Below are 26353 nucleotides of genomic sequence, written 5' to 3' on the forward strand. Positions count from 1 at the left end.
AGCTCCGTCACCGCCACCACCGCCCACGGCGCCCTGCGCGTCGCCGAAGTCGCCCGTGGCACCGTCCAGTTGGAAACCAGCTACGGCGCCATCGAAGTCGGTGTCCGCGAGGGCACGGCAGCCTGGCTCGACGTCAGCTCAAGCTCCGGGCAGGTGCGCAACACGCTCACCTCGTCCGAGACCCCGGGGAAGACCGAGGACACCGTCGAGGTCCGCGCCAGGACCCGGCACGGCAACATCGACATCCGCCGAGCCCGCGCCTGACCCCGGCGGAAACAGCCCCACCTCACGTACATCCCCGCGCACTTCGGCCCCACGAAGGGAAAGAGAGGGCGCGCGTTGCCTTCTTGTGCCACACCCCCTCAGGGAGGTTCACCCCTCGGCCCCCGAGTCACCCGTCCGGGTCGAGGACATCCCGCACACCCCGATGGCCGTCGTTCAGCACCGGCCGGCGACTCCCTGGTCAGCCGGGTCGACCGGGCGAGCCGCACGAGCCCGAAGAACGGGAGGAACCGGGTCCGTACCGGCGTCGGCAGCCGCCGCTCCCCCTACCCTGGCTCCGGGCACATCCCCCACATGCCCGGAACGACGGGAGATCCTCATGGTCGCGCCTGTAGCGGAAGAGCCCGGTACGCCGCCGAGCTACCCGCCGAAGACTCCGCCCCCTCCGAAGAAGCCGTCCTCGCCGCCCCGTCCGGAGGCCGGAGCCGATGGAGCGCTCACCGGCACCGCGCGGATCGGTGTGGGCATGCGGGACCGGCGCGGAGCGAACTGGACCTTCGAGTCCGCCCCGTGGTCGGTGCGCAATGCCGGAGGCAGGGTGGTGGCCCAGCTGGGAGAGTGGGGGCACCAGCCCGGCACCACGGTCCTGGAGGCGGTGCGGGCGGTGACCACGCTCCTGGTGACCGCTGCGGTCGCCGACACCGGGCGCCGCGTCAGCGTCCACCTCTCCGACCAGGACGGGCACGCGTGCATCGTCGCCCTGTCGCACCGGGCGGGCCCGGCTCCCGGGCACAGCCCGGACGGGGACGATGTCCTTCACCGGATCACGGCACAGACGGGGGTGACGGCATGCGGCACGGACACCGGTACCGACGGCCGCAGCCTCTGGGCCGTCATCAGCCTCTGACAGTCCCCCGCCCGGACTGCCACTGCCGCTTCCCTCTGCCTCTGCCGCTGCCGGACCAACCTGCGGCGAACTCTCGTCGTCCGGGCCCGCACGGGTCCGGTCAGGCGGATCGGTCGGCGTTGCATCCGCCCGAACGCCCGCACGCATCCCCTTGCGTGTACGCCCCCGTGCATCCCCTGTATGTACGCCCCCGCGCCGCGACGCACCACATCCGGCGCCGCGCGCTGATCCACCGGAGATCACGGGGCAGCCTTTAGCATGATCATCATGGACATCACCATTCACACGAGCGTCCTCCCCCACGACGATCCGGACGCGTCCGTGGCCTTCTACCGCGACGTCCTCGGCTTCGAGGTCCGCAGCGACGTGGGACAGGGCAGGATGCGCTGGATCACGGTCGGCCCCGCCGGCCAGCCCAGCACCTCCATCCTGCTGGCGCCGCCGGCCACCGACCCCGGGATCACCGAGGACGAGCGCCGCACCATCGCCGAGATGATGGCCAAGGGCACGTACGGCTGGATCCTGTTGGCCACCCACGACCTCGACAGCACGTTCGCGCAGGTCCGGGCCGGGCACGCCGAGGTCGTCCAGGAGCCGACCGAGCAGCCGTACGGCATCCGCGACTGCGCCTTCCGTGATCCTGCGGGCAACCTGGTCCGCGTCCAGGAACTCGGCTGAGCCGTTCCGCCGTCGGTGCGGCGCGGCACCTGAGCGGCCTCGGCCGCATCGCCGGAACCGGCCGCACGCATCCGCTGCGCGTACGCCCTCAATCGGCGATGAGCAGTGCCTCCGCACCGACCGGCCGGAAACCCGCCGCCTGAAAGGCCCGTACGCTGCGGGCGTTGCCCGCGGCCTGCTGCGACCAGACCGGCTCTCCCGCGGGCACCAGATGGCGCGCGGCAGTCGCCAGTGCCCGGCCCAGACCCCGGTGGCGTACGTCCTCCTCCACCTCGACGGCCGCCTCCCAGCGCCCGGCCACGCCACGGCCGAGGACGAGTACTCCGCCGTCGGTGGCCCACATACGTACGTCGTCACGGCGCTTGCGGGCGCGTACGACCCTCGGGTGGACGGGGTCCCGGATCTCCCGCAGGTCCAACGGGGGACCGCCGGGCAGCGCGGAGGCGACGGTCAGCAGATCGATGGTGTCGGTGGACCGCCCCGTACGGTCCAGGAACGCCTTCAGGAACCGCGGGTTCATGGTGGCGGCCAGCGCGTCGCAGTCCAGGGCCGCCAGTGCCCCGTAGACCCACTCGGGGTCCTCGTCCGTGAACACGACCGAGTGCGCCGTGAACGCGATCACCCCGGCGTCCCGGTGGCTCGGCGACGCCACGACGGTGGTGGTCCCGTCGGGCGGCGGGAAGGTGCCGTGTGCCGCCGCGTCCAGTATCTCCGCCAGGGTCCGGCCCATGCCTGTGTCTCTCCTCGAACCCCGGTTCCTCCCGGGGAAGTTGTCGCTGTATGGCGCACGGTGCGGCGCTCGGGCACCGCGCCTTCCCGGTTCGCCGCGGGCGTTCACGAGTCCTCGCTGTACGTCCGCGACCAGGTCTCGGAGCCTTCCCTGCCGCACGCCCTCGCGGTCCAGCCACTGGTCGAAGCGTGGACGCAGATGCTTCGCCATGTCTGAGCCATGACGGCGCAGCACGGAACGGCTGACCGAGATCTCTTCCTGGAACTCTCTGCGCAGGTCATCGGTCCAGCCCTGTTCCCGGTCGGCCTCCTCCAGAGGGGCTTTGAGGGCGGCCACCGCCTCGTCGAGCGACGTGAGCAGTTCCATGAATCCTCCCAGGGATCACCACGCGCGCCCCATCCGAAGGCCCCCGGAGCAGGACGCGCTCATCGTCGGAATCAGTCCGTGCCTCCGGCCGTGGGCAACGGCGCCCGGCCCGGGTGGGCGCGAAGCCCGTCGAGAATGATCACCAGATACCGACGCCATGTCTCAAGCGGGCGTTCGGCCGACAGACCCATGACGGCATCGATCATCGCGGCGATGGGTACGACGTCGGCCCCGGTGACGCCGTCGCGCAGCGATCCCTGGGCGTGTGCCCGCGCCACCAACTGCTCGCAGCGCGTGTTGATCTCCTGCCGCGCTCGCACGAGACCGGTTGCCTCGATGCTGCCGCCGCGCATCAGTTCGCGCAGTCCGCGGTTGTCCGCCGCCCGCCCCAGGGCCTTCTCCAGAAAACCCGCCAGTGCGGCGAACCCGTCGTCCTCGGCCAGCGCCTCCCGCGCCATCGCCGCGATCCCGTCGAGCTCCTCGGCGAAGACGGCCGCTGCGAGCGCCTGTTTGTCGGGGTACTTCCGGTAGACGGTGCCCACTCCGAGCCCGGCGTGGTGCGCGACGTCGTTGAGTGTCGCCTGAAGGCCGCGCTCGGCGAAGACCTCGTGCCCGGCCCGGAGGATGCGCCGCCGATTGAGCTCGGCATCCCGTCTCAACGGGCGTGGCTCCGCGGCACCGGGTTCCCCGTCCGCCCTCCGCGTGCCCATCCGCGGCTCCCTTCCGCTCATGTGCCCCGATCACAACCGGATACAGCATATCCGGTTCATGCTACGGTCCACCTAAGCGGATATTCGATATCCGCATAGTGGTTCCGATGCGCCCCACCGCGCGTCGGCCGCACGGCTCGGGAGGGGAAGGAAGCCATGCAGACCGTGGTCATCACCGGAGGAACCGACGGACTCGGCGGAGGACTCGCCGCGCACTACCTGCGCCGAGGAGCACGCGTGGTCGCCGTGGGCAGTACGCCCGCCAAGGGGCAGGCTCTGCTGCGGCAGGCGGCAGCCTTGTCGGCCGCGGACCGGGCTGTCTTCCTGCGGGCCGATCTGACCTCGGTGACCGCGGCCCGGGAACTCGTCACAGCGATCAGGAGCACCTGCCCCTCGGTGGACAAACTCGTCCTGTGCGCCCAGCGGTACCGGCTCTTCGGCCCCCGCGCCGTCACCCCCGAAGGGTTCGAGCACAGCTTCGCCCTCGCCTACCTGAGCCGGTACATCCTCAGTCACGGCCTGCGCGAAGCCATGGAGTCCGCGCCGCGACCGGTCATCATGAACGTCGGCATCCCGGGAACCCCCCTGGGCCGCATCCACTGGGACGACCCGCAACTGACACGCCGCTACAGCGGCACCAGGGCCACACTCCAGTCCTTCCGCGCCAACGACCTGCTCGGCGTGGCCTTCGCCGCGCTGTACGCCGACACGCCGATCCGCTACGTCGGCTACCACCCCGGCGTGGTGTCGACCGGCATGCCCGACCATCTGCCCCCGCCGGTTCGCGCCCTGACCAAGGCGTCCTTCGCCTTGATCGCCACGTCCGTGACCAAGGCCGTAACTCCGATGGCCCGGCTCCTGGACGACCCGCCCGGCGAACGCTTCACCGCCTACCGCACCACCCGCCGACTCCCCCTGAAGGTACCCGCGTTCGATCGGGAGGCAGCGCTGCGACTGCATCGCCTCACCGATGAACTGGTGAGCCGCCGAAGGCCGTAGTCCCGCACCGAACGGCGCCCCGTCGCCGCCGAGCCGCCGGGGGCGGGTGTCGGAGGCCCCTCATGGAATCCGGCCATGAGCGACCCGATGAACCCATCACACCCGGTCGTTGTGAGCCCCGCCCAGGAAATGAGGGCGGCAACCCCGACCCCCGGACGAAGCCCGGTGCACGAGGCCGCGGGGTCAGATCACCACGGCCAGGACGGACGCGGTGGCCACCGCCAGCACCGCGCCCACCCCGGTGATCAGAGCCCTGGCGTGGAGCATGCCGAACGAAGCGGCACGGGTGGTCGCACCCTCCGGATTCCGTGCGCTGTAGTGGACCGTCACGGACTCCCCCTCGGCCGGGACATGACGTGATTGGCGCTCCTCGACGGTGACGCTGCGCCCGTCGGCCGTACGGAATTCCAGCGTGGGGTATCGGTGGATGACGACACCGCCCTCGGCGTCCTGCCCCTCCTCGGTACGCACGGCCGTGCACCGGGCCTCGGCCGTGAGTCCCTCCGCCCAGGCGGCCCGCAGTTGCGGGCCGTTGAGCCGGCGGTCCAGCAGCCGGCCGTAGATCACGCTCGCGCCCAGGGAGACGACGAGATAGACGACAGCGATGACCATGATTCTCCCGGAATGCTCACGGCCCGGCCTCGGGCACCGGTATGTCTGACAGTCGAATGTCCTCAGGGGTGAAGGCAGTCATGATTCCGTGTGCGTCAGTCGTCGGCAAGGGGTGGCTCTTCGCCACAACCCCTGGGAACGCGGCGGCCACAGCGGCACCCGGCCACCGCCCGGGCAGGGTCCCGCGCGGCCGAACTCGGCGTCCGGGTCGAGACCCTCCTCGTCGAGGCCGTCTTCCTCCTTGCCGAAGCCGCCAAGGCGCATGCCCTCGGAAAGACCGGCCGGACCACGGGCGAGATCGTGCTGACCGTCGTACCGGAGCAGGCCTGACAGCGGCAGTCGCCCGGAGGTACGTCTCGCACCAGCCACAAGGAAGTGCCTCCCGGTGAACGGGAGTTCCGAGAGAGCGCGGAGATCCCCACCGCCCCGGCCGCGACTGCGCCCATGAGGTGCCGCGACCGGGACGGACTGCCGCGGCGGGTCCCGCGCATCGGCTACGCGGGCTTGGCGTACCCACTGCAGCACAGCCCCTCGCCGCGGCGAGGGTTGCGTGTGACGTAGGAGAGCCCCTCCCGCCGGGTGTCACTGTTGAAGGTGATCATTTTCGGTGACTCGACCCCTATGTCGCTGCTGGGGTCGCACGCCAGGTACACCGCGATCGGCCCGAGGATGAGCGTGGCGGGGATCGCCACGACCTGGAGCACGATGTTGTCGCCACCGAACCCGATGACCCACAGGGACAGGACGACCGACAGCAGGACCACGGCCGCGATCACGGAGCGGACAATGGCGCCGCGGCGGAGACCCCTCGTCGTCGCGAGGTCCTGGATGACGAAGACCCCCTGCCGGCCGCACTGCCCGCAGGGGAGCGTCACCTTCACTTCGCCCTGCCCGGGACGCCGCACCACGCACGAGGTCTCCCGCGAGGTGCCGCGCGTCAGCCCGGGTTCCTGCTTGTGCTCCATCTGGTGCAGCATCGTGATCCTGATGTTCTCCGGCACGTTCCACGGCATGGAATGCCCCTCCCTGCGCCGTCCCGAGGACGCCACGGCCGTGCGCGCGTGGCCGGCCCCAGCGGCGGCAAGGGTGCCGCCGACAGCCTCGACTGCCACAGACGCGGGTTCCCCTCCCCCGGTTCCGCCCGGCGCGACGGGTGCCGCCGGGCGCGACGGGTGCTGCCGGGCGGTGGCCTCCCCTATCGCGGTGTCACGCCGCTCCCCGCCGGTCGAACGAGGCCTGGAGCCGGGGGATGTAGTCCGCGAGCGCGGCGGACCAACAACCGTAGTTGTGACCGCCGTCGCAGGTGGGGGCCAGCGACGCCCCGTTGCCGTAGGCGACGAGCCGGCTGTCGATTCCGAGCTGGTCCATGCGGGCCTTGACGCGCCGGGCGGCGATGTCGGTGAAATGGTCGATGAGGCCCTGGTCACCGGTGTAGATCGTGGTCCGGACGTCGGTGAGCGCGGCCAGGTTGCCGGTGGCGGCGGGATTGACCGCCTTCCAGACGCGATCCGCGTCGAAGACCGGGTAGGGCGAGCCGTAGATCGCGTCACTGTCGACGGTGGGCCCGTAGCCGGTGCACTTGCCGGTGCCGGACGGGCTGGATGTGCTCACGGCGCACCATGCGCCCGTGAGGTTGAGCTCGGTGGCCAGGACCGCGCCGCGGATCTCCGCCATGTCGAAGTCGAGGCCGCCCGACAGGGAGGCGGCATGGCCGAAGAGATCGGGGCGGGCTTCGGCGTAGTGCAGGGCCCCGGAACCTCCCATCGACAGGCCGACGACGGCCCGGTGGTCCCTGTCGGCGATGGTGCGCAGGTTCGCGTCGATGAAGGGGATGACCTGGTTGAGATGGAAGGTCTCCCAATTCGCCGCGCCGACAGGCGTGTTCTGCATGACCCAGTCGGCGTACCAGCCCTTCAGGCCGCCGTCCGGCACCACGGTGATCATCGAATCCGAGCGCAGCGCGGGGGCGGCCGCGGCGTCGTCCACGGTCCCTCCCCCGCCGTGCAGAAAGTACGTCACCGGCCACCGCTTGGCGGGGTCGGCCCGGTAGTCGCGGGGAAGGAAGATCCGGATCCTGTGCGGGCCGGACACCTCCGGGGTGGTCACGGTGATCGTGAAGTCGGTGTCGGAGTGCGTCACGGCACCGCCGGCGACCTGGGTCAGGCCGAACCCGTCGGCCAGCACCGGAGGGGTCGAGCCCTCGGCGTGGGCGTACGGCGTCGCAAGGATCGCGGTGACGGTCATTGCCGTGGCAACGACCGCTGCCTTCATGTGCGGTCGCCAGGCGGCGAACGGTGATTTCACTGTTGTCCTCTCCGAGTACGGGTTCCCGCGGAGTGCGGGGTCTACGGGGTCCACCGGGCTTGCGGGCGTCCTACAGGGCGCAGAAGGCGTCCACGGCGGCCTTGCCGGTGTCGAGCTGTCCCTTGGTGCCGCCCATCATGTGGAACTCGTTGTTCGCGTGCAGCACCTGCTTCTCGCCGTCCTCGCTGGTCAGCCACGTGCTGAAGTAGCCGAGCACCGCGCCGTTGTGCCCCCAGCCCCACTTTCCGCAGGGCAGTTGGAGATGCTGGATGCCGAGTCCGTAGGCGGAGGTTCCCGAACTGTTCGCGGGCACGGTGGTCTTGAGTTCCGTCATCTGCGCGGGTGCCAGCAGCTTTCCGGTCAGCAGCGCCCTCCCGAACGCCGCCAGGTCGTCGAGGGTCGACACCATGGCGCCCGCGGGCCCGAAGATCTGCACGTCGGAGACCGTGACGTCGTAGGTGATGAACGTCACCGGGTGTACATAACCGCGCAGGTGGTTGCCGTAGATGACGGGATCGGTGGTGGGGTAGCCGGTGTCGGTCAGGCCCAGGGGTTCGATGATGCGCCGCGTGATCTCCTTGGCCGCGTCGGCGCCGGTGACGGCCTTGATGATCATGCCTGCCAGCACGTAGTTGGTGTTGGCGTAGCCGAACTTCTCGCCCGGTACGGAGTTCGGGGCGCGCTGCGAGAGGGCGACGTCCACCAGCGTCTGTGGGGCCCAGGTCTGCCGCGGGTTGGAGTTGAGCAGATAGGGGCCGGCGATCTGCGCACTGCTGGAGTACTCGGGCAGACCCGATGTGTGGTTGAGCAGCTGGCGGACCGTGATCCTCGTTCCGTCGTAGCCGTTGGCGTCGACCGCTCCCGGGAGCCAGCGGGCAACGGTGTCGTCCAGGGAGAGCCGCTGCTCGCCCACGAGTTGGAGCAGTACGGTGGCGGTGAAGGCCTTGGTGTTGCTGCCGATCCGGAACTTCGCCTTCGGGTCGGCGGGCACCTTGGTGGAGAGGTCGCCGACGCCCGCGCGCACGTATTCGGTGGTGTCGCCCTGGCGCACCATGCCGATCACGCCCGGGTATCCATCGGCGATCCCCAGTTCGGCGCCTGCCCGCAGCAGGTCGGCCGGGGTCTTGTCCGTGGCGTTCGCCGGGCCGACACCACCCAGCAGGAGGCAGGTCATCACGGCGGCCGGCAGCAGCCATCGCCGGCGCTTCGGCCCCGGCGCGGGCCGCCTGTCGGCGCCGCCGGCGGGTGAGTTCCCCGTGTCCGTAGAGGGACGGGCCGCGAGGGTGTCGAGCATGCTCATCTCTTTGCTCTCCATGGTGTTGGGTGACCCGATTCCGCCCGGCCGCCATGTGGTTAGACGAGCGGAGGAGAATTCCGGGTCTACGGGAATTCGGTGACGATCACGGGACGGCCCTCAACGCCGGCACGCGGCAGCGATGAGGAGCAGCAGGATGAGGACTCCCACCGCCTGGACACATCCGCAGCCGCCGTTCATGCCTTTCCGCCCGGTCTCGACCAGGCCGCCGGGGGGAATTCCGGGATGCCGCTTGGCGTAGTGGTCCATCTGCCGCTGCTCGCCCTGGGATTCACCGAGCCACGGCGTCTTGAACCCGCACTCGCCGCACCAGTAGCGGTATGCCATGTCGACTCCTCATGGGCCGTGGTCGGCGGTGTGTTCATGGGACGGGGGCGTCCGTGCGCGGTGGGGGCCGGTCGAGGCCCCACGGAGTGCGTCACCCGGTGGCGGTCCCGGCCGGGCTCCACTGATCGTGGCGTTCCCGCGGTCGGGAGGACAGGCCATGGCACCGGCCATGTATGACCGGCCGTCACGGTAGGCTCACGGCCGACCGCGCTCGGTGTGGAGGGGGTATCGAAGTGGCGGAACAGTTGGGCCCGTTGCTGCGTCGGCTGCGGACCCGGTCGGGGCTGACGCAGGAGCAGACGGCGGAGCGGTCCGGGGTGAGTGTGCGCACCATCCGCAGACTGGAGACGGGCAAGTCCAGAGACCACCGGCTGGGGACGCTGAACCTCTTGGCGGACGCGCTGGAGGCCGGGGCGGAGGACCGCCAGCGGCTTGCGGCCACCCTCACGGGCGCGCGGACCGTAGCGGCTCCCGCGACGCCCGAGCCGGCCACCCGTGTGCGCGACGCGGTCGATGCAGCGGAAGCAGTCCACGTGCTCGAAGGGGTCGACGGCCGGCCCGCGGCGCAGCGTGCCGCCACTCCCCCTCCCACGCCTGTTCCCCTCCCCTTCTCCGTTCCTGGTCTTGTTCCTTCTGTTCCTGTTCCTGTTCCTGTTCCCTTTTCTGTTTCCGGAAATGAGCGGAGGGCGTCACCGGATGTCGGCGTACTTCCCATCGCCGCCGAGGAATTGGCGAAGGAGATCAGGCGTCGCTGGCGAAGGGAGGAGGAACAGCGCCGGGTGCACGACCCCTTTCCCCTGCCGGTGCGCTGGCAGGACGCGCCGTCCTCGCTGACCGACCACCCCGAGAACATTCAGCGCCTGCCGTCGGGAGCGACGCCCCCGCGTCTGGACCTCGGCGGTGATCTGCGGAAGGTGGCCGAGGTCTACCGGCGGATCCCGTCCGGGCGGCTGGTCGTTCTCGGCCGGGCAGGATCGGGCAAGTCGATTCTGACGATCAGGTTCGTCCTGGACTTCCTGGAGACCCGGGCCCCTCTCGACCGGGTGCCGGTGATCTTCAGTGTCGGGTCCTGGGATCCGACGGCCGTCGCGCTGCGGGACTGGCTGATCGACCGGCTGGTGCGTGACCATCCCCACCTCACCCGGCGTGCCCCCGGCGGGGCGACGCTGGCCGCCGCCCTGGTCGACGCGGATCTCGTGCTCCCGGTCCTGGACGGGTTCGACGAGATCGCGGAAGGCCTGCGGCGCACGGCGTTGGAGGCGCTGAACACCACCTCCCTCCCCCTCGTGGTGACCAGTAGGCGTGGTGAGTTCGCCGAGGCGGTCCAGGAGGCCGGCTCCCCGCTGGTGTGGGCGGCCGGTATCGAGCTCGGTGACCTCACCCTGGACGACCTCGCCGTCTATCTGCCCCGGACGGCCCGGCCGGTCGCCCGTGGTCGCGGGCACAGCGGCAGGGGGGCGTCATGGGAACCCGTACTGGGCGAGCTGGCTGCCCGGGAGGGCGGTACGGAACCCGCCCTCGCCAGGGTGCTGAGCACCCCGCTCATGATCACGCTGGCGCGGACGATGTACAGCGAAGCGCCCGACAGCGATCCGATGGAGATGCTGGACGCCGAACGGTTCCCCGACGCGCACTCGCTCGAGGAGCACTTACTGGCGGGCTTCGTGCCGACGGTCTACCGGCACCGCGCCGCCGAGCGGACCGCCGACGGACGCCGTTCCCCGGAGCGGGACTGGGGTGCGGAGCGCGCCGAGCGCTGGCTCGGCCATCTCGCTCACCATCTGTCCCGGCTCGACCGTGAGCAACAGGATCTCGCCTGGTGGCAGATGGGCGATTCGCTGCCTCTCCCGACACGCGTCATGACGGTCGTGGTGGCGTCCGCGATGTGCGTCGCCGTCTCCGAGTGGCTCGTGGCTCTCCTGTTCACGCCGTACACGATCGGCGAGGTCCTGCTGCTGGGCAGCTTGATGGGGTCGGTCGCCGGACTCGCCTTCGGATCCGTGTACGGGCTCATCGCCTCGTTCGGGGCCGAGGAGTTCGAGCCCGCCCGCGTGCGGCTTCGGCTGCCGGGCGCCGGGAGCGTCGGGCGCCGGCCGGTACGCACGTTCACCGCCCGGTTCGGGACCGTGCTGCTGGGCGGCTTCGTGATGGGGGTCGGATGTGCGTGTGCCCTCGTCCTCCAGCGCCGGCTCTACCACGGGCTCCCGCTCGTCGATGATGCGGTGATCAAGGGCATGCTCGTCAACATGCTGGCCTTCGGGCTGATCTTCGGGGCGGGCGCCGGGCTGGTGTTCGGGCTCCTGGCCGCGCTCGAAGCGCCGCTGGACATCTCCTCGGCCGCCACCCCGGCCGGTCTGCTGTCCTCGAACCGCGCGACGGTGCGCCGCCAGGTCCTCGTTCTCGTACCGGCGCTCACCCTCGCGATCGCCCTGGTCGGGCATCTGGTCACCTCCGTGCTCCAAGGGGTTCTGGGGCCGATGAACTGGAAGGTGTCGGACGGACTCGTCATCGGTTCGGTCGGCGGGGTCGGGGGTGCGTTCTCGTACGCGCTCTCCTTCACGGCCTGGGGGCGATGGGTGGTCCTGTGCCGTGTCTGGCTGCCCCTGTCCGGCAAACTGCCCTGGGACACGGCCGCGTTCCTGGACGACGCCTATCGCCGAGGAGTGCTGCGCCGGGCCGGTGCCGTCTACCAGTTCCGCCATATCCGGCTCCAGCACCATTTGGGCAGGGTGTTCCGGGAGCAGCAGTCCGGCTATGCGCCGGCCACGTTCACGCGCCGGGGGTAGGCTCCCGCCGGGGTGGGCTCCCGGCGCCGACCGCGCCCGCCCGGTCGTACGCACGGTGCGGGAAAACCCGAGTGCGTCGGCCCGCGCGGTTCTGGGAGCATGCCCGGATGGCACACCGCCTCGAACCCCTGGTCATCCGGCACACGCACCGCCTCCCCGTCCCCCTGGGACCCGAAGGCGGGGGCGGGGGCGCGGCGCGCCGGTTCGACGCCGCGCTGATGTCCGTCGGTTTCAAGCTCTCGGCCTCCCTGATGGAGCAGCTGTCGGGGCTGGCCGAGGAGACCGTCGTCGACACAGCCGTGCGTACGCTGGACACCGTCCGCGAGATGACCGGCGACCATGTCCGGCACAACGTCTACTTCGTCGACTTCCCGGCCAATGTGCCGGACACGTACGACTTCTGGGTTCGGTGCCTCGTCGACGCGCTCGCCGACGATGCCTCGCGCCAGAGCACTCTCGCCCGGCTCAGCACCGGTGTGCTCGACCTGCTGACCCTCCCGTCGTACGGCAACTACCGGCACACGTACGCCGAGATGCTCGCCGCCCATGACGAGCTGATCGCGGCGGCGGGCGACCGGATGACGGTGCTGCATCCGGGCGGCGGTGCGGACGACGAGGTCACCGCCCTGTACCTGGCCCTGGCGGGCAGCACCACCCCGCTGGGCGAGGACGGGCTGCGTGACCTCGGGGCTCTCGCCGGGCACTGTGCCGACGGCCCCCAGCCGGAGGCGATCCCGGTGCGGGAGGCCCGTGCCGTCATCAACCTCGCCCGCCTGGGCGCCGGCGCGGATCTGCTGCTGGACACGGTCACCGATGTGCTCCGTCTCGCCTGCGCGTTGTCGGACGGCGACGTGAGCCTGGTGGAACCCACCCGGTTCCGGTCGCTGTCCCGGCCGGTCCGCCGCGCCCTGATCGCCGGCCTCGATGCGGTCGTCGCGGCGGCCCCCGCCAAGCTCGCCGATGTCACCGCGCACCGCGAGGCGTTCAAGCGGCTCGGCGAGCGCCTCCACCCGCACGAGTACCCGGGCCGGCCGCACGCCGCCGATGTGTTCGCCGTGGCCCGGGGGGAGAAGGAGGCCCGGTCCTTCGACAGCCACGTCGAGGAGCTGCTGGGCAGGAACGACGTCACGGGGGCCGTGCGGCTGCTGACGGCCGCCCCGGGCAAGCTGTTCCGCTCCCTGGACCGTCTGCTGCGCGTCTGCCGCACCCAGGACGAGCGCGATGCCGTCGTGGCCGCCGCCGGGCAGGTCGCCCCGCAGGTCTCCGGCCGGGTCCTGCTGTCGGTCCGCGAGCACTTCCACAACCGAGCGCGGGAGACGGGCGATCGCCGGGTCTTCGTCAACGGCCTCGGCCGGGCTTGGGTCACCGCCGATACCCGCCTTCCCGTGCCGGCGCCCGAGCGCGAGCGTCTGACCGCGGTTCTCGACACGGAGACGCGCAGCCGCCTTCCGGAGCCGGAGCACCTTCTGATCGACCCCGGCATCCTCGATGTCGCACTCCCGCTCAGCGGCAGGGCGACGGCCACCGGTCTCGGCGTGCTGCCGCGCGGTTCCCTCTCCCCCGTCGACGGTGAGCTGCTGCGCTTCTTCGTCCACTGGAAACAGACGGAGCACAGGACCGACTACGACCTGTCGGCGCTGATGCTGGACGCCTCGTACGCGACCGTCTCCTGGCTGTCGTACACCGCTCTCTCGGACGTCGGGGGCGCGCATTCCGGCGACATCACCGACGCACCCGACGGTGCCTCGGAGTTCATCGATCTGCGCCTGGACGCCGTACGCGGCACATTCATCGTTCCGCAGGTCAACATCTACGCGGGAGAAGGCTTCGAAGTGGTCGAGGAGTCGTTCTTCGGCTTCATGCTGCGCGACGCCGAGCAGCGGGGCCGTCCCTTCGAGCCGCGTACCGTGCGCATGAAGTCGGAACTGCGTGGTCCGGGCCGGGTGGCGCTGCCCCTGGTGTTCCTGCGCGGGAGCGACGGCCGGTGGTACGCCAAGTGGCTCCATCTGTATCTCCGGGGCGCTCCGCACGCCAACCGGGTCGAGGGGAACCGGGTGTCCGTCGCCACGCTGGTGCGGGGCATCGTCGAGCGCGATCACCTCACCGTCCGGTATCTCACCGGCCTGATGACGGATCGCGCGACGGCCGTCACGATCTGGGACGGCGCTTCGGTCCCGGCCGGTCCCGTCACCTATATCGGTCGGGAACGCCCGGACGGGCTGCATCCGGATTCGCTGGTCATCACCCCGGAAAACCTGCGTGCCCTGATCCCCGGCTGACTGCTAACGTTTGTTCCGGCGAGGCCATGGACGGACTTCCTTCTCACTCCTCTCACAGATCCAGTCCCTCCGCTTTCCTTGCCCTCGACATCATGCCGGGGTGCCGAACGGCACCCCGGCATCGTCGTCTTCGTCATCGGGCCGGAGCGCTCGCAGGTGCGGCAGGATTCTGTTCCGTGGTGACCACGGGGGCGTACGGAGACTTCGGCTCCGGAGGTGGGGCCGCGGCTGCGGTAGCGGCGACGGCCGGGGCCGCTCACAGGCCGCCGAGCACCGCGCCCGTGCCGGATCCGGCGGGATGCGTCCATGCGGGACCCTTCTCCTTGACGGGCCGGGCCGCACGTCCGGTGCGGAGCCGGAGGACTAGGGTCGCCGGCGGGTATCAGCAATCCGTCAGAAACCCGTGCCCGCAAGCTAAGGGCTGTCCCGCAATTCCTGGTGGATCAGCGCGCGGCGTCGGATGCGGTGCATCGCCAGGCGGAGAGGCGCCCGCATACTGGATGTATTCGGGCGTTTCGACAACGCGGCGAGGTGCCGTAGCTGTCGTCGTGCGCCCGCCAGGAATTGCGGGACAGCCCTTAGTTGGCCGGGAACGGGCGGCGTTTGCGCCGGTGCCACCGCGTCCGGGCGCGGCCCATTTGCCCGCCGTTCGGCGAAGTCTGAGTTCCTCCCGGCCGGCCGGCCCGGCCGTGGTAGACCTTGCGCACGAACGACGGACAGGGGGCGGGCGTGAACTGGCACGGAACACTGCTGCTGTGGTGCGCGGCGTGCGGCGTATGGGCTCTGGTCGGATACGGGCGCGCGCTGGCCGGGGCCACCCGCTCGCAGCGGACGGTACGGGTGAGCGGGCGGATCGTCGAGGTGCGGACCCCTCCGCACGGCAGCCCCGGCACGGCCGGAATACCCGTGATGATCGCCTTCGCCGACGCCGTCACAGGGCAGGAACACGTCCTGCCCTACGTGGCCGAGCGCGGCATCGAACTGAACACGGTATGGGTGGGGCGTGAGGTCGCGGTGCTCCACCCGCCCGGTGACCCGGATCGGTTCTGGATCAGCTACGGCCTCCAGGACGGCGAGGACGGGCGGGCCTGGCCGAACTTCGCGGTGTTCCTGCTGTACGCCGGTCTGGTCACGGACATCGCGATCCGGTACGGATATCCGTGGGCGCTGCTGGGCGTCGGCGGACCGCTGACCGTCGCCATGGTCTCCCTACTGCGCCACGACCTCCGTCTGCTACGCGTCGAGGCCGCGCACATGGCCGCCGCCGTGCGCGTTCCGGGCCGGGTCGTCGCCGTCCTCAAGTCCGTCTGGGAAGACGGCGAGTCCGTCTCGACCAGCTACACCCCGGTCCTCGCATTCACGACACACGAGGGAACGGCGGTCACCGCCCGCCTCCGCAACGGCGTACGACGCCCTGCCGACTGGTACGGACGCGAACTCCCGGTCCACTACGCGCCCGAGGACCCCGCCGTCTTCACCCTGGACCGCGCCGCCGCCCGCCGCTCCGGCATCCGGGGCATCGTCTTCATCGTGGTCCTCCTGCTGCTCTGCGCGGCGGCCACCGTCGCGGGCGGGGTCCTGCTGTGACGCCCGGACCGCGACGGGCCGGGGACGTGACGCGGCGGTGCGTCGTGCGACGGGGGCGCCCCGGCGAACGCGGCTTCGGCGCACCACGCGCTACCCGTGCGGAAGCCGGTAGACGGAGACATGGGAGCGCGAATCGGCGGTGAACCCGCCTCCCCGCCAGTCGGCGTGCCTGGACTCCAGCTCGAAGCCCGCCAACTCGGCCATGAGGTCCAGCTCGGCGGGCCAGATGTAGCGGTGCGGGCTGCGGAACACCTGTGACGTCCCGTCGCCGTCGAACCGGAAGTGGTGGGAGACGACTCGCTGGCGCAGCACGTCGTAGGTGTCCAGACCGATGTAGCCGGTCTCGGACTGCCAGACCACGGCCTGCTGTCCCGGCGGGAGCTTCCTCAGTTCCGGGACCCACAGCTCGATCACGAACCGTCCGCCCGGTGCGAGGTGGCGGGCGGCATTGCGGAAGCAGGCGACCTGTTCGGCCTGGGTGAGCAGGTTGGAGATGGTGTTGTAGACGAGACAGACCAGCTGGAATGTGCCGGGGGCTCTGGTGGTCGCCATGTCTCCCACGACGACCGGGATCGTCGTGGCATCCGCCTTCGTACGCAGCCGGTCGATCATCGGCTGTGAGAGCTCGATGCCGGTGACCGGCACTCCGCGCCGTACGAGCGGGACGGCCACACGGCCGGTTCCGATGGCGAACTCCAGCACCCGTCCGCCATCGGCGAGTTCGGCGAGGCGGTCGAGCACCGGGTCCAGAGTCTCCGGCGCGAACATTCCGGTGCCGGGCGTGTCATAGCTCCGGGCGGCTTCGGTGTCCCAGATCTGGTTCTGTCGCATGCTGCCGAGGATGCCTCGGGCGAGCGGCGGTGTCGAAGGATTTCCGGCCCCGCCGCTCGCCCGAGCGGCCGGCACTCAGCGCGGCTTGATGGTGGCGAGCTGCACGAAGAGGAGGACCAGCTTGTAGGCATCGGCGAAGTCGTCGGCGGTGAAGGTGACCGTCCGGCTGCCCTCGGCGCGGGAGACCCCCGGTACGAGTGTCGCCAGGTCGACCGTGGACGGGTTGTGGAAATCGATCTCGACATCGATCGGCCCGGCGATGGTCAGCGGCGGGACCGGCACGGTCCGCTTCACCGCTTCGGCCGCCGCCTCGCGCAGGCGCTCCCGGGCCTCCTCGGGGTGCAGGGTGACCGCGGCGGCCTGGCCGAGTGCCTGCTTGACCTGGACGGTGGCCGCGGCGGGGACCAGGTCGAGGAGTTCGGCGCAGGCCGCGTCGTCGCCGCTGAGCAGTACGACCGGCACACCCAGGTGCCCTGCCATGGCCGTGTTGAGGCCGATCTCCCCCAGGGAACGTCCGGCCACGCGCACATCGAGGATGTCGTCGCTCATGGAGTGCGACAGCACGCCGGGCCCGCCGCCGGCACGGGCGTGGTAGCCGATCAGGAACACGGCGTCGGTGTCCTCGTCCAGTCCCCCGAGCATGCCGAGCGGGCGCGGCTTCCCGCGTACCAGCCGTACCCGACGGTCCAGTTCCTCCGGCAGCAGACTGCGGTACGTGCCATGGGCGTCGGCGACCAGGACCTCGGCGGACGGTTCCGCGTCCAGGACTCCGGCGATCACGGCGTTCGCTTCGGCCGTCATCAGTGCCCGGCCGCGTTCGAAGTCGTAGCGGTCCGGGTTCGTCTCGGTGGGGTGCACGATCCCCGAAACGCCTTCGATGTCGACTGAGATCAGGATCTTCATACCTCCGGGACCCTACGCGACGGGCCGACGGGGCCCGAGCCCGGATCGGCGGACCAGCGGCGCCATCGCTCCTGGGCGGCCGGAGGGGCGCGGCCCCAGGCATTCCGTGATCCCAGTTGTGACCCCACGCGCCCCTTCCCACCCCTGTGCGGCACGCGTGCCCATGAAGGGTTCGGGAAGGTAGCCGGGCATGGAATTACGCACGTTTCCCGCCCACATCCGCGGTTCCGGTCTGCGGTTTCGCCGTTTCGCCGGCCGCCCGGAACCCGTTCCGCCGGGTCGGAATCGGCCGGCGGGCACGCCGTCATGAGCGAGCGCTGCAAAGGGATCATCCAGTTCTACAGCTCCGCCGAGGGGTACGGTTTCGTCGTTCCGCACGGCCGGAAGGAACCGCTGTTCCTCGCGTCCGACGACATCGACGCCGACCGCCGGGTCCTCTCGGAGGGCCAACTGGTGTCCTTCGTCATCGAACTCGGCCAGGGCAGGTTCGTGGCCCGCGAGGTCCGCCCGTGAAACGGAGCGGCCGAAGCCCTGGCCCGCGCCGTGTGCCACGCTGCGGTCCCGCCCCGCCCCGGCCGGGACCACGGCCTCGCAAGGCCGGGCCCTGGCGGGACGTCTGCCGGCGGAGGTCCCCGGCTAGTAGGCGGTGCTCAGTTCCCAGAACCGGAAGACGGTGGAGGTGTCCAGGCAGTTCTGCAGGCCTCGGATGTCCTCGTGGGCGACCGCGTACTGCTTGCCCTGCCAGAGCGGCAGCATCGGCAACTGCTGCGCCACGATGTCCTGGAGTTTCATGTACTCCTGCCGGGTGTTCGCGCGGTCGGTCATCGACGAGGTCTGGGGAATGATCTTGTCGGTGATCTCTTTGTTCTCGTAGTTGTTCGACAGGACGTTGCCCTCGCCGAAGAACGGCTGGGTGAAGTTGTCCGGGTCGGGATAGTCCGGCACCCAGCCCTTGACGTATACGCCGTACTTGCCTTCGGCGATGCCCTTCTCGTACTCGTCGAAGGGGACGGACTTCATCCTGGCGTCGAACAGTCCGCTCTGGTTCAGCTGATCGGCGATGGTCTGCAGTTCGTCATCGGTGGCGGGGCCGTAGCGGCTCGGGGTGGACCAGAGGGTGAGTTCCACCTTGTCCGTGATCCCCGCGTCCCGCAGCTCCTCCTTGGCCTGCTTCGGCTGCGGGCTGTCGCCGTACGTGTCGAAGAAGGACGTGCCGTGGCCGGTGATGCCGACCGGGACGACCGAGTAGAGCGGTGTCGCCGTGGACTGGTAGACCTCGCTGACCAGGGAGTAGCGGTCGATGAGATAGGCGATGGCCTTGCGCACCGCGAGCTTCCCCACCACCGGGTCGTCGACGTTGAACACCATGTGCTGGACTTCGGCACTGTTGCCCTGGACGACGTCGATCCCTTCCTTCTCCTCGGTGGACGAGGTGTCCAGAGCGGCGATCGCCTTGGCGCTGAGGCCTCGGTAGGCGATATCGACATCGCCCTTCTCCAGGGACGACTGAAGGGCCTGCTGGTTGCCCTGGAAGAGCTGGAGCGTGACGCCGGAGTTCTTCACCTCGGCGGTTCCCCGGTACCCGGAGTAGACCGAGAAGACGGCCTTGGAGTCCTCGATGGAGTCCAGCTTGTAGGGGCCGGAGCCGACCGCCTTGCCGCCCTCCAGCAGGCTGTCCTTGGGGTAGATCTGACGGTCCACGATGGAACCGGCCCCCGACGCGATCTTGCTGGGGAAGGTGGCGTCGGGCACCTTGAGGCGGAAGACGACCGTCTTCTCGTCCGGGGTGTCGATCGACGCGATCGTGGAGAGCAGCGGCGCCGGACCGGCCGGGTCGTTGATCTTGATCGTCCGGTCGAAGGAGTATTTGACGTCCGCCGATGTGAGGCTGTTGTCATTGCTGAACTTCAGCCCGTCCCGCAGGGTGCACGTATAGGTCTTGCTGCCGTCCGAGAACGCGCACTCCTTCGCGGCTTCCGGGACAGGGGTGGAACCCCCGGGCGGGAAGCTCAACAAGGACTGGAAGACATTGTTGAACAGCAGCCAGGAGCCGGGGTCGTATCCCGCGGCCGGATCCGTGGCCAGAATGTCGTCGGACATCCCGACAACTATCCTTTCCTCGTCGTCCTGAGAACCGCAACCCGCCAGTAGCAGCGCTGCCAGTACCCCGGCGATAAGGGTGATCGGCCGCCTCGTACGAACCTTCACAGAACGTGCCTCATACTCTCGGCCGGCCGCGTGGGGGGTGTCCCCGGACAACCGGATCAGGTCAGAAACGACGGCGAACGCCGCGCCCGTCCAGCACTGCCGACCCGACCGGGGCGGTGGTGCGGACCGGCAGACTGACCGGACTCGGTGTTCGCCAGGAACTCCATACATGGTGATTGACCGCCAAATGCCAGCCGGTGAAAGGCAGTTGACAGGTCAGGATCGATCTCGTGGTGGTGATTGACAATCTACTGGGATACCGCGACGCACGGTGGAACATCGTACGAAAAAAATCTTCGTTCGGCAGCTCCCCGAACCCGCTCGTGCCCAAACCCACGAAAGGGTGTCCGGACATCTCGGAGATCCGACTCGTCAAGCCGGATGCTTCATGCCTCAGTACAACCTGTCGGTCTATACGAACAGATTGAGGACCTTGAGGTGAACGCCGAACGACCGCATACCGCAATCGAGCTGACCGAAGGGGTCCGGGAGGGGCCGGGACGCCGTAATGCGTCCGCCCGTACCGGTGGACGTACGCCTGTCACACCACGATGCAGGTCATCGCCGCCCACAGCAGGGGCGAGTGTTCGATGCGGCCGCCGGTGCGCCAGCGGTCCAGCTGCTCCCGCTGCCAGCGGCCGAGCCGGTGCACGGGGTCACGGTGCTCATGGGCGGTGTCGACGGCGATGACCGCCTCCGACAGCGGCCGTACGGACTCCGCCACTCCGGCCAGCCGGTGGAACGCGAGGTTCGTCGGCAGCGCCCAGCGGGTGGCGGTGACCAGTTCCGCACCATTGTGGATCATCGCCGTCGCCAGGCCGAAGGATTCGGCGAAGCGCAGATCGCCACCGCTCTCGCAGGCGATCAGCGCGACCCGGCGCGGCGCGGGCCACAGTTCGGCCCCCGCCGTACCGTCCGCCCGGAAGGGCAGGGTGCCCAGGAGGAGGTCCTTGGCCGACAGCGGGCGGTGGGTGCGGACCACATCGGTGAGGCCTTCCGTTCCCGCACCGCAGCACAGATGGAGTGTGACGTCCTCGCTCTGTCCGCCCCCGACGGGCGCACTGCTCACATGTCCGACATACATCAGCCTGTCCGCGCCCTCGCGCAGCACACGGCTCAGCCAGTCGCGGTCCAGGTCCGTACGCCGGAAGGCCTCCGCCGCCGTGCGTACGGGCGGTACGACACCGCCCGCGTCGAGACGGCTCCGCACGAGCGAGAGCAGGGCGGGGTCCGAGCCCGGAGGCCCGAGTACGGAGCCGAGCGGGGAGTCGGCCCGGAAGCCGGGCACCCTGGGGTCGAGGACGAGGACGACGGCGCCATCGGACCGCGCCGGGCGCCCGGCGCGGTCCGGGCGCCGCAACGAGACCGGTGCGGTCGTCACGACATCCGCGAGGTCGATGAGCCGGATGTCCTCACCGCCCACGGCGAGCAGTTCCCAGGGCACCTGGGCGACCCGGGGCGAGGGCTGGATCCGGACGAGGGGCCGCGCGCCGCCCGCCGACACATGGCGGATCTGCGCGGTCAGCCCCGGCGGCCACAATGCCTCGGAGAGGATCCGCGCGAGGCGGTACTCGCTCGCGTGGCCGGCCATCGCCCCGGAGCCGAACGCGCGCCGCATCCCCTCCGCGCCGTCGTTCCGGATCGCCCGGCCCGCCGATCCCGCCGTACCGTCCGCGCCGCCCGCGCCCGCACCGGTGCCGTCGGCCGGGCCCGCTCCCGGCAGCGCGGCGGCCAGCGCGCCGACCGCCCGGTCGACCTCGGCGCCGGGCGCGTGCCCGGTGCCGAACCCGCGGGCCCCGCTCGTCCATGTCCAGGTCATGAACAGGTCACCGGCGTCGGCCAGCCGGACCTGAACCACCGGACGGTCCGTCACGTCGTCGGCGTCCAGAGCGACACCTCTTCCTCACTCACGATCCGCCGGTGATAGCGGAACTCGGCCGCCTTGATGTACTCCTGGAGCGCGGTGCGGCCGGACTCCGGCGACATCCGCACCTTCGGCGGCGGCGCCACACGCAGTCCGACCGAAGCGGCGGCCTCCGCCGCACCGCCGCCCCCCATCAGCGTCGGACCGCCGCCGGGCCCGTGGGTCTTCATCCCGGAGGCCGGAAAGACACCTTCGGCGCCCTTGCCGGACCACTCCCCCGCGGGAGCCGTGCGCGAAGCCTCCGACGGCGTACGGTCCAGGGCGAGCGAGGCGCCCGCGCAGCGGTGCTCCACGAGTTCGAAGAGAAGCCCCTGATCCTGGCGGCGTACGGCGAGGCGGAAGACCAGGCGCATCGCGTCGTCGGCCAGTTCCAGCCACTGGCTGCGCGCGTGGGCGGTGACGAAGTCGTACCGCGCCGCTTCCAGGGCCAGTGCGGCGGGCAGCGCGAGAGAGAGCGCGGTGCCGGTGGCCTCCATCAGCCGGTCCCCGTGATCCACCCGGTCCATGGTGTCCTCAAGGGCCGCGGCGAGCATGAGGTCCACCTGTGCGCACCGCTCGTACACTCCCTGCGCCTCGTACACCTCGCGCGCCTGCTGGGACAGCCGCCGCATTCCGGTGATGTCCCCCCGGGCGTAGGCCTGCTGGGCGGACAGCAGCCTGGTGTCGGCGGTGGCGATCACGGCACCGAGCCGTTCGAAGCGGGCCAGGCTCGAATCCATCAGGCCGGCCGCGCGGGCGGGGTCGCCGCGCAGCCCGGCGAGAAAGCCCCGCGCCTGCTCGCAGACCGCCAGATCACCGAACTGCCGCTGCCGCTCGAAGACCTCGGACGCCTCGGCGTACAGCCGCTCCGCGAGGTCCAGGTCGCCCCGGCGCATCGCGGCATACGCCCGGTGCGCCGTCAGCTGCTGCCGCTCACCGGTGTCCGCCATTGCCCGATAGCCCTCCTCCGCGCGGGCGAAGTAGTCCTCGGCGGATGCGAACCGGCCGGTCGAGGCGCAGATCAGCCCGAGGCCGGTCAGCAGGCGCGGCACGGTGGGGACCACTGTCGCGGGCGTGGTGGTCAACAGCGCCGAGGCCAGTTCCTCGGCGCTGCCCCATGCGCCGCGCTCGATCAGCAGATGCACCCGGTTCAGGCCCAGTTCGGCGGTGCGCCGGCCCTCGGGATCCTCGAATTCCGTCAGCAGCGCCGCAGCTTCGTCCAGGGATGCCAGTGCCTCGTCCAGCCGCCCGGACCCGCGCAGCAGGTCCGCCCTGCCGAGCAGCGTCTTCACCAGCACCTCCAGCCACCGCCGGCGGCCCAGCGGCCCCATCGGCACGGACCGGATGCCACGCAGGAGTCCGAGAGCCCGCTCGATCGGTTCCGCGGCGGCGGCCGGATCCGCGGCCATGAGCCGGAGCACTCCGATGTCGGACAGCAGGTGTGCCCGCAGGAAGCGCACATCGGCCGTGTCCTCCATGCTCTCGGCCAGGGTGAGCAGCTCCGCGCAGACGGCTCCCGCCGCGGCGAGATCCGGGGTCGCCTGATGGTGCTCCACCAGCGCGAGGCCGCTGTCGAACGGCTCGCCGAACAGCGGCGCCGCAACGTTCTCGGCCGGCTCCGGGGCCGTCGGGTCCATTCGGTCCATGGGATCTATGGGATCCATCGCGTCCATCGGGTTCTCCGCCTGCTCGGGGAGTTGTCCGGCACGTTGTCCGGCACGGCTTGCCGGGAGGGGCACTAGAAGTCCTGGGCCGTGGTCGCCGCGACGATCTCGGCGAGGAACGGCCCCGGGAACGTATCGCGCGGCACGGGTTCCGCGGCGGCGTCCGACAGCCGCCGCCGGGCCAGGGAGCGGATCGCCTCACGGTACGCGGCGTCGCCGGCGTCACCGGGACCCGGATCGAACCCGGGCAGCAGTACGCCCACCTCGATCCGCGGCGTCACCGTCGAAGCCATCAGTTCCAGGTGCGCCCGGCCGGTCCACAGGTCACCCCGTCTGCTCAGGGGAACCCGTTCCGCCGGGCCGCCGTCCACGCGGACCTCCGCGACGAGGGGCACACCCGAATCGGGCGCCGCGGCGTCCGTGACGACCTCGACCTCGATCTCCCGTCGCGCACCGACCGCGCGGGCGGTCCAGGACACGGCGTGCTCGGCCGCGTCGACGAAGCCTGGCGGATAGCGGTGCCATTCATTGGCCCCCGAGCCGCGTCCGATCACCCGGCCGCCCGTGACGAGAGGTTCGCCCGCCGCCGCGAGGGCGTAGTCACCGGTCCGGGCGAACAGTGCGCCGAGGTCCGCCGGCGCTGCGTCCGGACGGTCCTGGCCGAGGGAGATACGGAGATGACGCAGCGCGGGGCCGTCCAGACCTGCGTTGTCCGCGGCCTCGTCGATCAGCCGCAGGACGCGCTCCACGTGCCGTCGCAGAGGGTATGACGTGCCGGGCGGTTCCGGTGCCGAGCGCCACCACTGGATCAGTGGGGCGAGTCCGGCCTGATGGTCCTCGACCAGTTCGGCCACGCAGTCGTCGGGCTGGTCTCCGGAGGTGCCGTACGAGGTGCCGTACGCGGCGTGGTGGGAGGCCCCGTACGGGATGTCGTACGCGGCGTCCGGGGCGGTGTCGTAGGGGGTGCCGAACAGTTGCTGGCACTCATGGGTGAGCGCGGCCAGCTCCAGTCCCAGCAGGTCCGGTTCGAGCCCGGAGATTCCGTCCAGGTACGACGTCGGCCACCATCGGGCCGCCCAGTGTCCGAGGGCGAGCCGGGCGGCGCGGTCCGCCAGCGCGGTCCCTTCCGCCGCCACCCCGGCGCGGTCCGCGCCGCCCTCCGCGCACGCCTGCACAGCGGCTGCGGTGCGCTCGCCGTAGACCGCCCACAGCCACTGCTGCGCGCTCCCGGCGTCATGGACCTCCGCCATCGGCAGGCCCGGGGCACGGAGAACCGGCCAGGTCAGAATCGCACCCGCCACATCGAGGACGGAACGGGCGAAGGCGGGCCCCAACCCGCCGGTCCCTTCCGGCGCACCGGGCACGTTCTGCCCTGTCGCGACCAGGATCGTACCGTCCCCGGCGCGTGTGACCGCGATGTCGGGATCGGGCATCACGCGCTCCCCGGCCCGGCCGGCTGCGCCGCGGTGCCCGGGGCCGGCGTCTTCGCGGAGAGCGTGCGCAATGCCGCCCGGACCCTGGCACGGTGATCCATCATCACGGAACGGGCCACCCCGTCGAGGACCGCCCAGGCCGGGCCGATGCCGTCCAGCGGCGCGTCGCGGACGTCCCGCCCGTGCAGCCTCACCCACAGGCGCCGCATGTAGGCCACCCACGGCGTCCGGAGGTCCCGGGCGAGCGCGTCCAGGACGCCCCCGTCCGGATCGCGCCGGGGAGAAACGGTCATCCTGCGGGCGTGGAGGACCGACGCCTCGCGCTGCCAGCGGCTGTTGACGGCCCGGTGCGCCGCGGTGCGGCCCAGCCCGGCAACCCCGGCTTCCCCCGGGTCCCCGGACCGCCCCGGTCCGCCGGTTCCCCCGCTGCCCAGCGGATCGAGACCCACCGCGAGCCGGCCGCCGAGGACCACGGCGACCCGCAGGCTCTCGTCGTTCAGGCCCAGCGGTGCGCAGCTGCGGCCGGCCTCGCGCCGGACCAGCTCCGGCACCGTCGGCAGTTCCTCGCGCCGCGCCGATGCCTGGAGCACGGCGAAGACCCGCTCGAAGAGCGTGCGGTCCAGCGGCGCCGGAAGTGTGGCGGTCGAGGCCCCCCGGCCGACCTCCGGACGCGGGGGCACCTGGTGTCCGGTCAGCTTCAGATGGGCCGGCAGGTCCTCGCGCCCCCAGACTCCGTACGGGTGTGCCCACAGCGCACGGCCGAGCAGACTCCCGTACCCGCCGTCGACCAGGGCCGTGAAGGCCGGCGAGCGAGGCGCCGGGTCCGTCGCGCCATGGGTACCCGCGGCACCACTGATACCTGTCGCACCACAGGTTTCGAGCACATCGGTGGCCAGAGCGGCCGCGGCGACCGCGTCACCGGCCGGGGCCGGCCGACGGCTCTCCCAGGCGGCGGCCAGGTCCCGTTCGAGCGCCGCACGCCGGACGGGGTCGGCCAGATGGTCCTTCAGCGCCTGCACCGTACGGCCGCCGGCCGCGTCGGCGACCCCTTCGAGGGCGGCCCTGGCCAGCGCTTCCGCGCCTGCCGAAGGCGTTCCGTGCTCGGCGGCCAGCTCGAAGCAGAGCTGGAAGTACAGGTCCTGGGGGTTGCCCGCCACGATGCCCAGGGCCCGGCGGGTCTTCTTGAGCAGGGTGAACCACCGCGCCGTCGCCGCGAGTCGCGTGCGGTCGTCGTGGATCAGCTCCTCAAGGCGCGCGGCCTCCGTGGGACCGAGGTAGTCCGTCGCGAGTTCCGGCCGCAGCGAGGGCCTGACCAGCAGAGGGAGCACGATCAGTTTGACCGTCCGGGTCAGCGGTGCGCCCCCGGGGCCGCTCAGCGGCTCCAGTCCCGGCCCGAGGCCGCGCCAGGCTCTGTCGATGACCATGGCACGCGGAACGCGTTCGCCGGTCGGCTGGGTCGAGGACGGCATGGCACGAGAGTACGACGGACCGAAGCGGGCGGGCGAACCTGGGATCGGTAGGCCGCCCAGGCCGCCTAGCCTGCGGAGCGTCGGGAGGTCCGACGGCGTGAAAGACCGGACGGCCGCCAC

The 26353-nt window shown here is 71.0% G+C and carries 22 protein-coding genes and 2 pseudogenes; 10 read left to right on the plus strand and 14 right to left on the minus strand.

Going from position 1 to position 26353, the window contains the following annotated elements; genetic code table 11:
* The 3 genes and pseudogenes from ABT170_RS38845 to ABT170_RS38855 form a co-directional block, all read left to right on the plus strand.
* Positions 1-264: pseudogene (locus ABT170_RS38845) on the plus strand (DUF4097 family beta strand repeat-containing protein); the annotation flags it as partial.
* Between the two features lie 337 nt (positions 265-601).
* Positions 602-1129, plus strand: coding sequence for a hypothetical protein (locus ABT170_RS38850; protein WP_351875677.1), 528 nt, complete (start codon positions 602-604; stop codon positions 1127-1129).
* 267 nt (positions 1130-1396) lie between these two features.
* Positions 1397-1807 (plus strand): VOC family protein, encoded by a 411-nt coding sequence (locus ABT170_RS38855; protein WP_329945616.1) that lies wholly within the window; start codon positions 1397-1399, stop codon positions 1805-1807.
* Positions 1808-1895: 88 nt separating this feature from the next.
* Here the strand turns inward: ABT170_RS38855 and ABT170_RS38860 are convergent, their stop codons facing one another.
* Positions 1896-2537: a GNAT family N-acetyltransferase gene (locus ABT170_RS38860; RefSeq protein WP_351875751.1), complete on the minus strand. Its 642-nt coding sequence runs from the start codon at positions 2535-2537 to the stop codon at positions 1896-1898.
* Positions 2538-2974: 437 nt separating this feature from the next.
* The gene (locus tag ABT170_RS38865; protein WP_329945617.1) at positions 2975-3562 is read right to left on the minus strand and encodes a TetR/AcrR family transcriptional regulator; all 588 of its coding nucleotides are present in this window, start codon (positions 3560-3562) and stop codon (positions 2975-2977) included.
* Between the two features lie 207 nt (positions 3563-3769).
* Between ABT170_RS38865 and ABT170_RS38870 the strand changes: the two genes are divergently transcribed.
* Positions 3770-4612, plus strand: a complete 843-nt coding sequence (locus tag ABT170_RS38870) for an SDR family NAD(P)-dependent oxidoreductase (RefSeq protein WP_351875681.1) — start codon at positions 3770-3772, stop codon at positions 4610-4612.
* Positions 4613-4795: 183 nt separating this feature from the next.
* Here the strand turns inward: ABT170_RS38870 and ABT170_RS38875 are convergent, their stop codons facing one another.
* Positions 4796-5224 (minus strand): DUF3592 domain-containing protein, encoded by a 429-nt coding sequence (locus tag ABT170_RS38875; RefSeq protein WP_351875684.1) that lies wholly within the window; start codon positions 5222-5224, stop codon positions 4796-4798.
* A gap of 90 nt (positions 5225-5314) precedes the next feature.
* On the opposite strand from ABT170_RS38875, the gene ABT170_RS38880 reads away from it, so the two are divergent.
* Entirely contained in the window at positions 5315-5554 is a 240-nt protein-coding gene (locus ABT170_RS38880; protein ID WP_329945627.1) for an MDR/zinc-dependent alcohol dehydrogenase-like family protein, read from the plus strand.
* Between the two features lie 164 nt (positions 5555-5718).
* Here ABT170_RS38880 and ABT170_RS38885 read toward each other — a convergent pair whose 3' ends face one another.
* The 4 genes from ABT170_RS38885 to ABT170_RS38900 form a co-directional block, all read right to left on the minus strand.
* Positions 5719-6237, minus strand: coding sequence for a hypothetical protein (locus ABT170_RS38885; protein WP_329945620.1), 519 nt, complete (start codon positions 6235-6237; stop codon positions 5719-5721).
* A gap of 193 nt (positions 6238-6430) precedes the next feature.
* Positions 6431-7495, minus strand: coding sequence for an alpha/beta hydrolase (locus ABT170_RS38890; protein ID WP_351875687.1), 1065 nt, complete (start codon positions 7493-7495; stop codon positions 6431-6433).
* 103 nt (positions 7496-7598) lie between these two features.
* Positions 7599-8828, minus strand: a complete 1230-nt coding sequence (locus ABT170_RS38895) for a serine hydrolase domain-containing protein (protein ID WP_351875690.1) — start codon at positions 8826-8828, stop codon at positions 7599-7601.
* A gap of 114 nt (positions 8829-8942) precedes the next feature.
* Positions 8943-9170 (minus strand): hypothetical protein, encoded by a 228-nt coding sequence (locus tag ABT170_RS38900; protein ID WP_351875692.1) that lies wholly within the window; start codon positions 9168-9170, stop codon positions 8943-8945.
* Positions 9171-9343: 173 nt separating this feature from the next.
* On the opposite strand from ABT170_RS38900, the pseudogene ABT170_RS40760 reads away from it, so the two are divergent.
* From ABT170_RS40760 to ABT170_RS38915, 4 genes and pseudogenes are all read left to right on the plus strand, one after another.
* Positions 9344-9592 (plus strand): annotated as a pseudogene (locus ABT170_RS40760) (helix-turn-helix domain-containing protein); the annotation flags it as partial.
* A 357-nt stretch (positions 9593-9949) separates the two neighbouring features.
* Complete coding sequence (locus ABT170_RS38905; RefSeq protein WP_502970636.1) at positions 9950-11956, plus strand: NACHT domain-containing protein; 2007 nt, start codon at positions 9950-9952, stop codon at positions 11954-11956.
* 107 nt (positions 11957-12063) lie between these two features.
* Positions 12064-14235 carry a TerD family protein gene (locus ABT170_RS38910; RefSeq protein ID WP_351875698.1) on the plus strand — a complete coding sequence of 724 codons (2172 nt, stop codon included), beginning with the start codon at positions 12064-12066 and terminating at the stop codon, positions 14233-14235.
* A gap of 729 nt (positions 14236-14964) precedes the next feature.
* Complete coding sequence (locus tag ABT170_RS38915; RefSeq protein WP_329944990.1) at positions 14965-15822, plus strand: DUF3592 domain-containing protein; 858 nt, start codon at positions 14965-14967, stop codon at positions 15820-15822.
* A 90-nt stretch (positions 15823-15912) separates the two neighbouring features.
* Here the strand turns inward: ABT170_RS38915 and ABT170_RS38920 are convergent, their stop codons facing one another.
* Both ABT170_RS38920 and ABT170_RS38925 read right to left on the minus strand, forming a co-directional pair.
* Positions 15913-16653 (minus strand): class I SAM-dependent methyltransferase, encoded by a 741-nt coding sequence (locus ABT170_RS38920; RefSeq protein ID WP_351875702.1) that lies wholly within the window; start codon positions 16651-16653, stop codon positions 15913-15915.
* A 75-nt stretch (positions 16654-16728) separates the two neighbouring features.
* On the minus strand, positions 16729-17556 hold the full coding sequence (locus ABT170_RS38925) for a M55 family metallopeptidase (protein WP_329944992.1): 828 nt from the start codon (positions 17554-17556) through the stop codon (positions 16729-16731).
* A gap of 306 nt (positions 17557-17862) precedes the next feature.
* Between ABT170_RS38925 and ABT170_RS38930 the strand changes: the two genes are divergently transcribed.
* The gene (locus ABT170_RS38930; RefSeq protein ID WP_329944993.1) at positions 17863-18069 is read left to right on the plus strand and encodes a cold shock domain-containing protein; all 207 of its coding nucleotides are present in this window, start codon (positions 17863-17865) and stop codon (positions 18067-18069) included.
* A 123-nt stretch (positions 18070-18192) separates the two neighbouring features.
* Here ABT170_RS38930 and ABT170_RS38935 read toward each other — a convergent pair whose 3' ends face one another.
* The 5 genes from ABT170_RS38935 to ABT170_RS38955 form a co-directional block, all read right to left on the minus strand.
* Complete coding sequence (locus ABT170_RS38935; RefSeq protein ID WP_329944994.1) at positions 18193-19764, minus strand: ABC transporter substrate-binding protein; 1572 nt, start codon at positions 19762-19764, stop codon at positions 18193-18195.
* Between the two features lie 541 nt (positions 19765-20305).
* Entirely contained in the window at positions 20306-21637 is a 1332-nt protein-coding gene (locus ABT170_RS38940; protein WP_329944995.1) for a CHAT domain-containing protein, read from the minus strand.
* Positions 21634-23313, minus strand: coding sequence for a hypothetical protein (locus ABT170_RS38945; RefSeq protein WP_351875708.1), 1680 nt, complete (start codon positions 23311-23313; stop codon positions 21634-21636). The genes ABT170_RS38940 and ABT170_RS38945 overlap by 4 nt, the downstream gene beginning before the upstream one ends.
* Positions 23314-23405: 92 nt before the next feature.
* On the minus strand, positions 23406-24764 hold the full coding sequence (locus ABT170_RS38950; RefSeq protein ID WP_351875711.1) for a hypothetical protein: 1359 nt from the start codon (positions 24762-24764) through the stop codon (positions 23406-23408).
* Entirely contained in the window at positions 24764-26233 is a 1470-nt protein-coding gene (locus tag ABT170_RS38955; RefSeq protein ID WP_351875714.1) for a hypothetical protein, read from the minus strand. The genes ABT170_RS38950 and ABT170_RS38955 overlap by 1 nt, the downstream gene beginning before the upstream one ends.
* Positions 26234-26353 lie beyond the last annotated feature (120 nt).

Source organism: Streptomyces sp. NPDC001787, assembly GCF_040297465.1.
Classification (GTDB): Bacteria; Actinomycetota; Actinomycetes; order Streptomycetales; family Streptomycetaceae; genus Streptomyces.

What these genes read in the sequence shown, in the direction of transcription:
- ABT170_RS38930 (WP_329944993.1), top strand. Translation starts at nt 17,863, where the DNA reads ATGAGCGAGCGCTGCAAAGGGATCATCCAGTTCTACAGCTCCGCCGAG.
- ABT170_RS38925 (WP_329944992.1), bottom strand. Translation starts at nt 17,556, where the DNA reads ATGAAGATCCTGATCTCAGTCGACATCGAAGGCGTTTCGGGGATCGTG.
- ABT170_RS38920 (WP_351875702.1), bottom strand. Translation starts at nt 16,653, where the DNA reads ATGCGACAGAACCAGATCTGGGACACCGAAGCCGCCCGGAGCTATGAC.
- ABT170_RS38855 (WP_329945616.1), top strand. Translation starts at nt 1,397, where the DNA reads ATGGACATCACCATTCACACGAGCGTCCTCCCCCACGACGATCCGGAC.
- ABT170_RS38875 (WP_351875684.1), bottom strand. Translation starts at nt 5,224, where the DNA reads ATGGTCATCGCTGTCGTCTATCTCGTCGTCTCCCTGGGCGCGAGCGTG.
- ABT170_RS38895 (WP_351875690.1), bottom strand. Translation starts at nt 8,828, where the DNA reads ATGAGCATGCTCGACACCCTCGCGGCCCGTCCCTCTACGGACACGGGG.
- ABT170_RS38870 (WP_351875681.1), top strand. Translation starts at nt 3,770, where the DNA reads ATGCAGACCGTGGTCATCACCGGAGGAACCGACGGACTCGGCGGAGGA.
- ABT170_RS38860 (WP_351875751.1), bottom strand. Translation starts at nt 2,537, where the DNA reads ATGGGCCGGACCCTGGCGGAGATACTGGACGCGGCGGCACACGGCACC.
- ABT170_RS38950 (WP_351875711.1), bottom strand. Translation starts at nt 24,764, where the DNA reads ATGCCCGATCCCGACATCGCGGTCACACGCGCCGGGGACGGTACGATC.
- ABT170_RS38900 (WP_351875692.1), bottom strand. Translation starts at nt 9,170, where the DNA reads ATGGCATACCGCTACTGGTGCGGCGAGTGCGGGTTCAAGACGCCGTGG.
- ABT170_RS38910 (WP_351875698.1), top strand. Translation starts at nt 12,064, where the DNA reads ATGGCACACCGCCTCGAACCCCTGGTCATCCGGCACACGCACCGCCTC.
- ABT170_RS38890 (WP_351875687.1), bottom strand. Translation starts at nt 7,495, where the DNA reads ATGAAGGCAGCGGTCGTTGCCACGGCAATGACCGTCACCGCGATCCTT.
- ABT170_RS38945 (WP_351875708.1), bottom strand. Translation starts at nt 23,313, where the DNA reads ATGGACCGAATGGACCCGACGGCCCCGGAGCCGGCCGAGAACGTTGCG.
- ABT170_RS38885 (WP_329945620.1), bottom strand. Translation starts at nt 6,237, where the DNA reads ATGCCGTGGAACGTGCCGGAGAACATCAGGATCACGATGCTGCACCAG.
- ABT170_RS38850 (WP_351875677.1), top strand. Translation starts at nt 602, where the DNA reads ATGGTCGCGCCTGTAGCGGAAGAGCCCGGTACGCCGCCGAGCTACCCG.
- ABT170_RS38955 (WP_351875714.1), bottom strand. Translation starts at nt 26,233, where the DNA reads ATGCCGTCCTCGACCCAGCCGACCGGCGAACGCGTTCCGCGTGCCATG.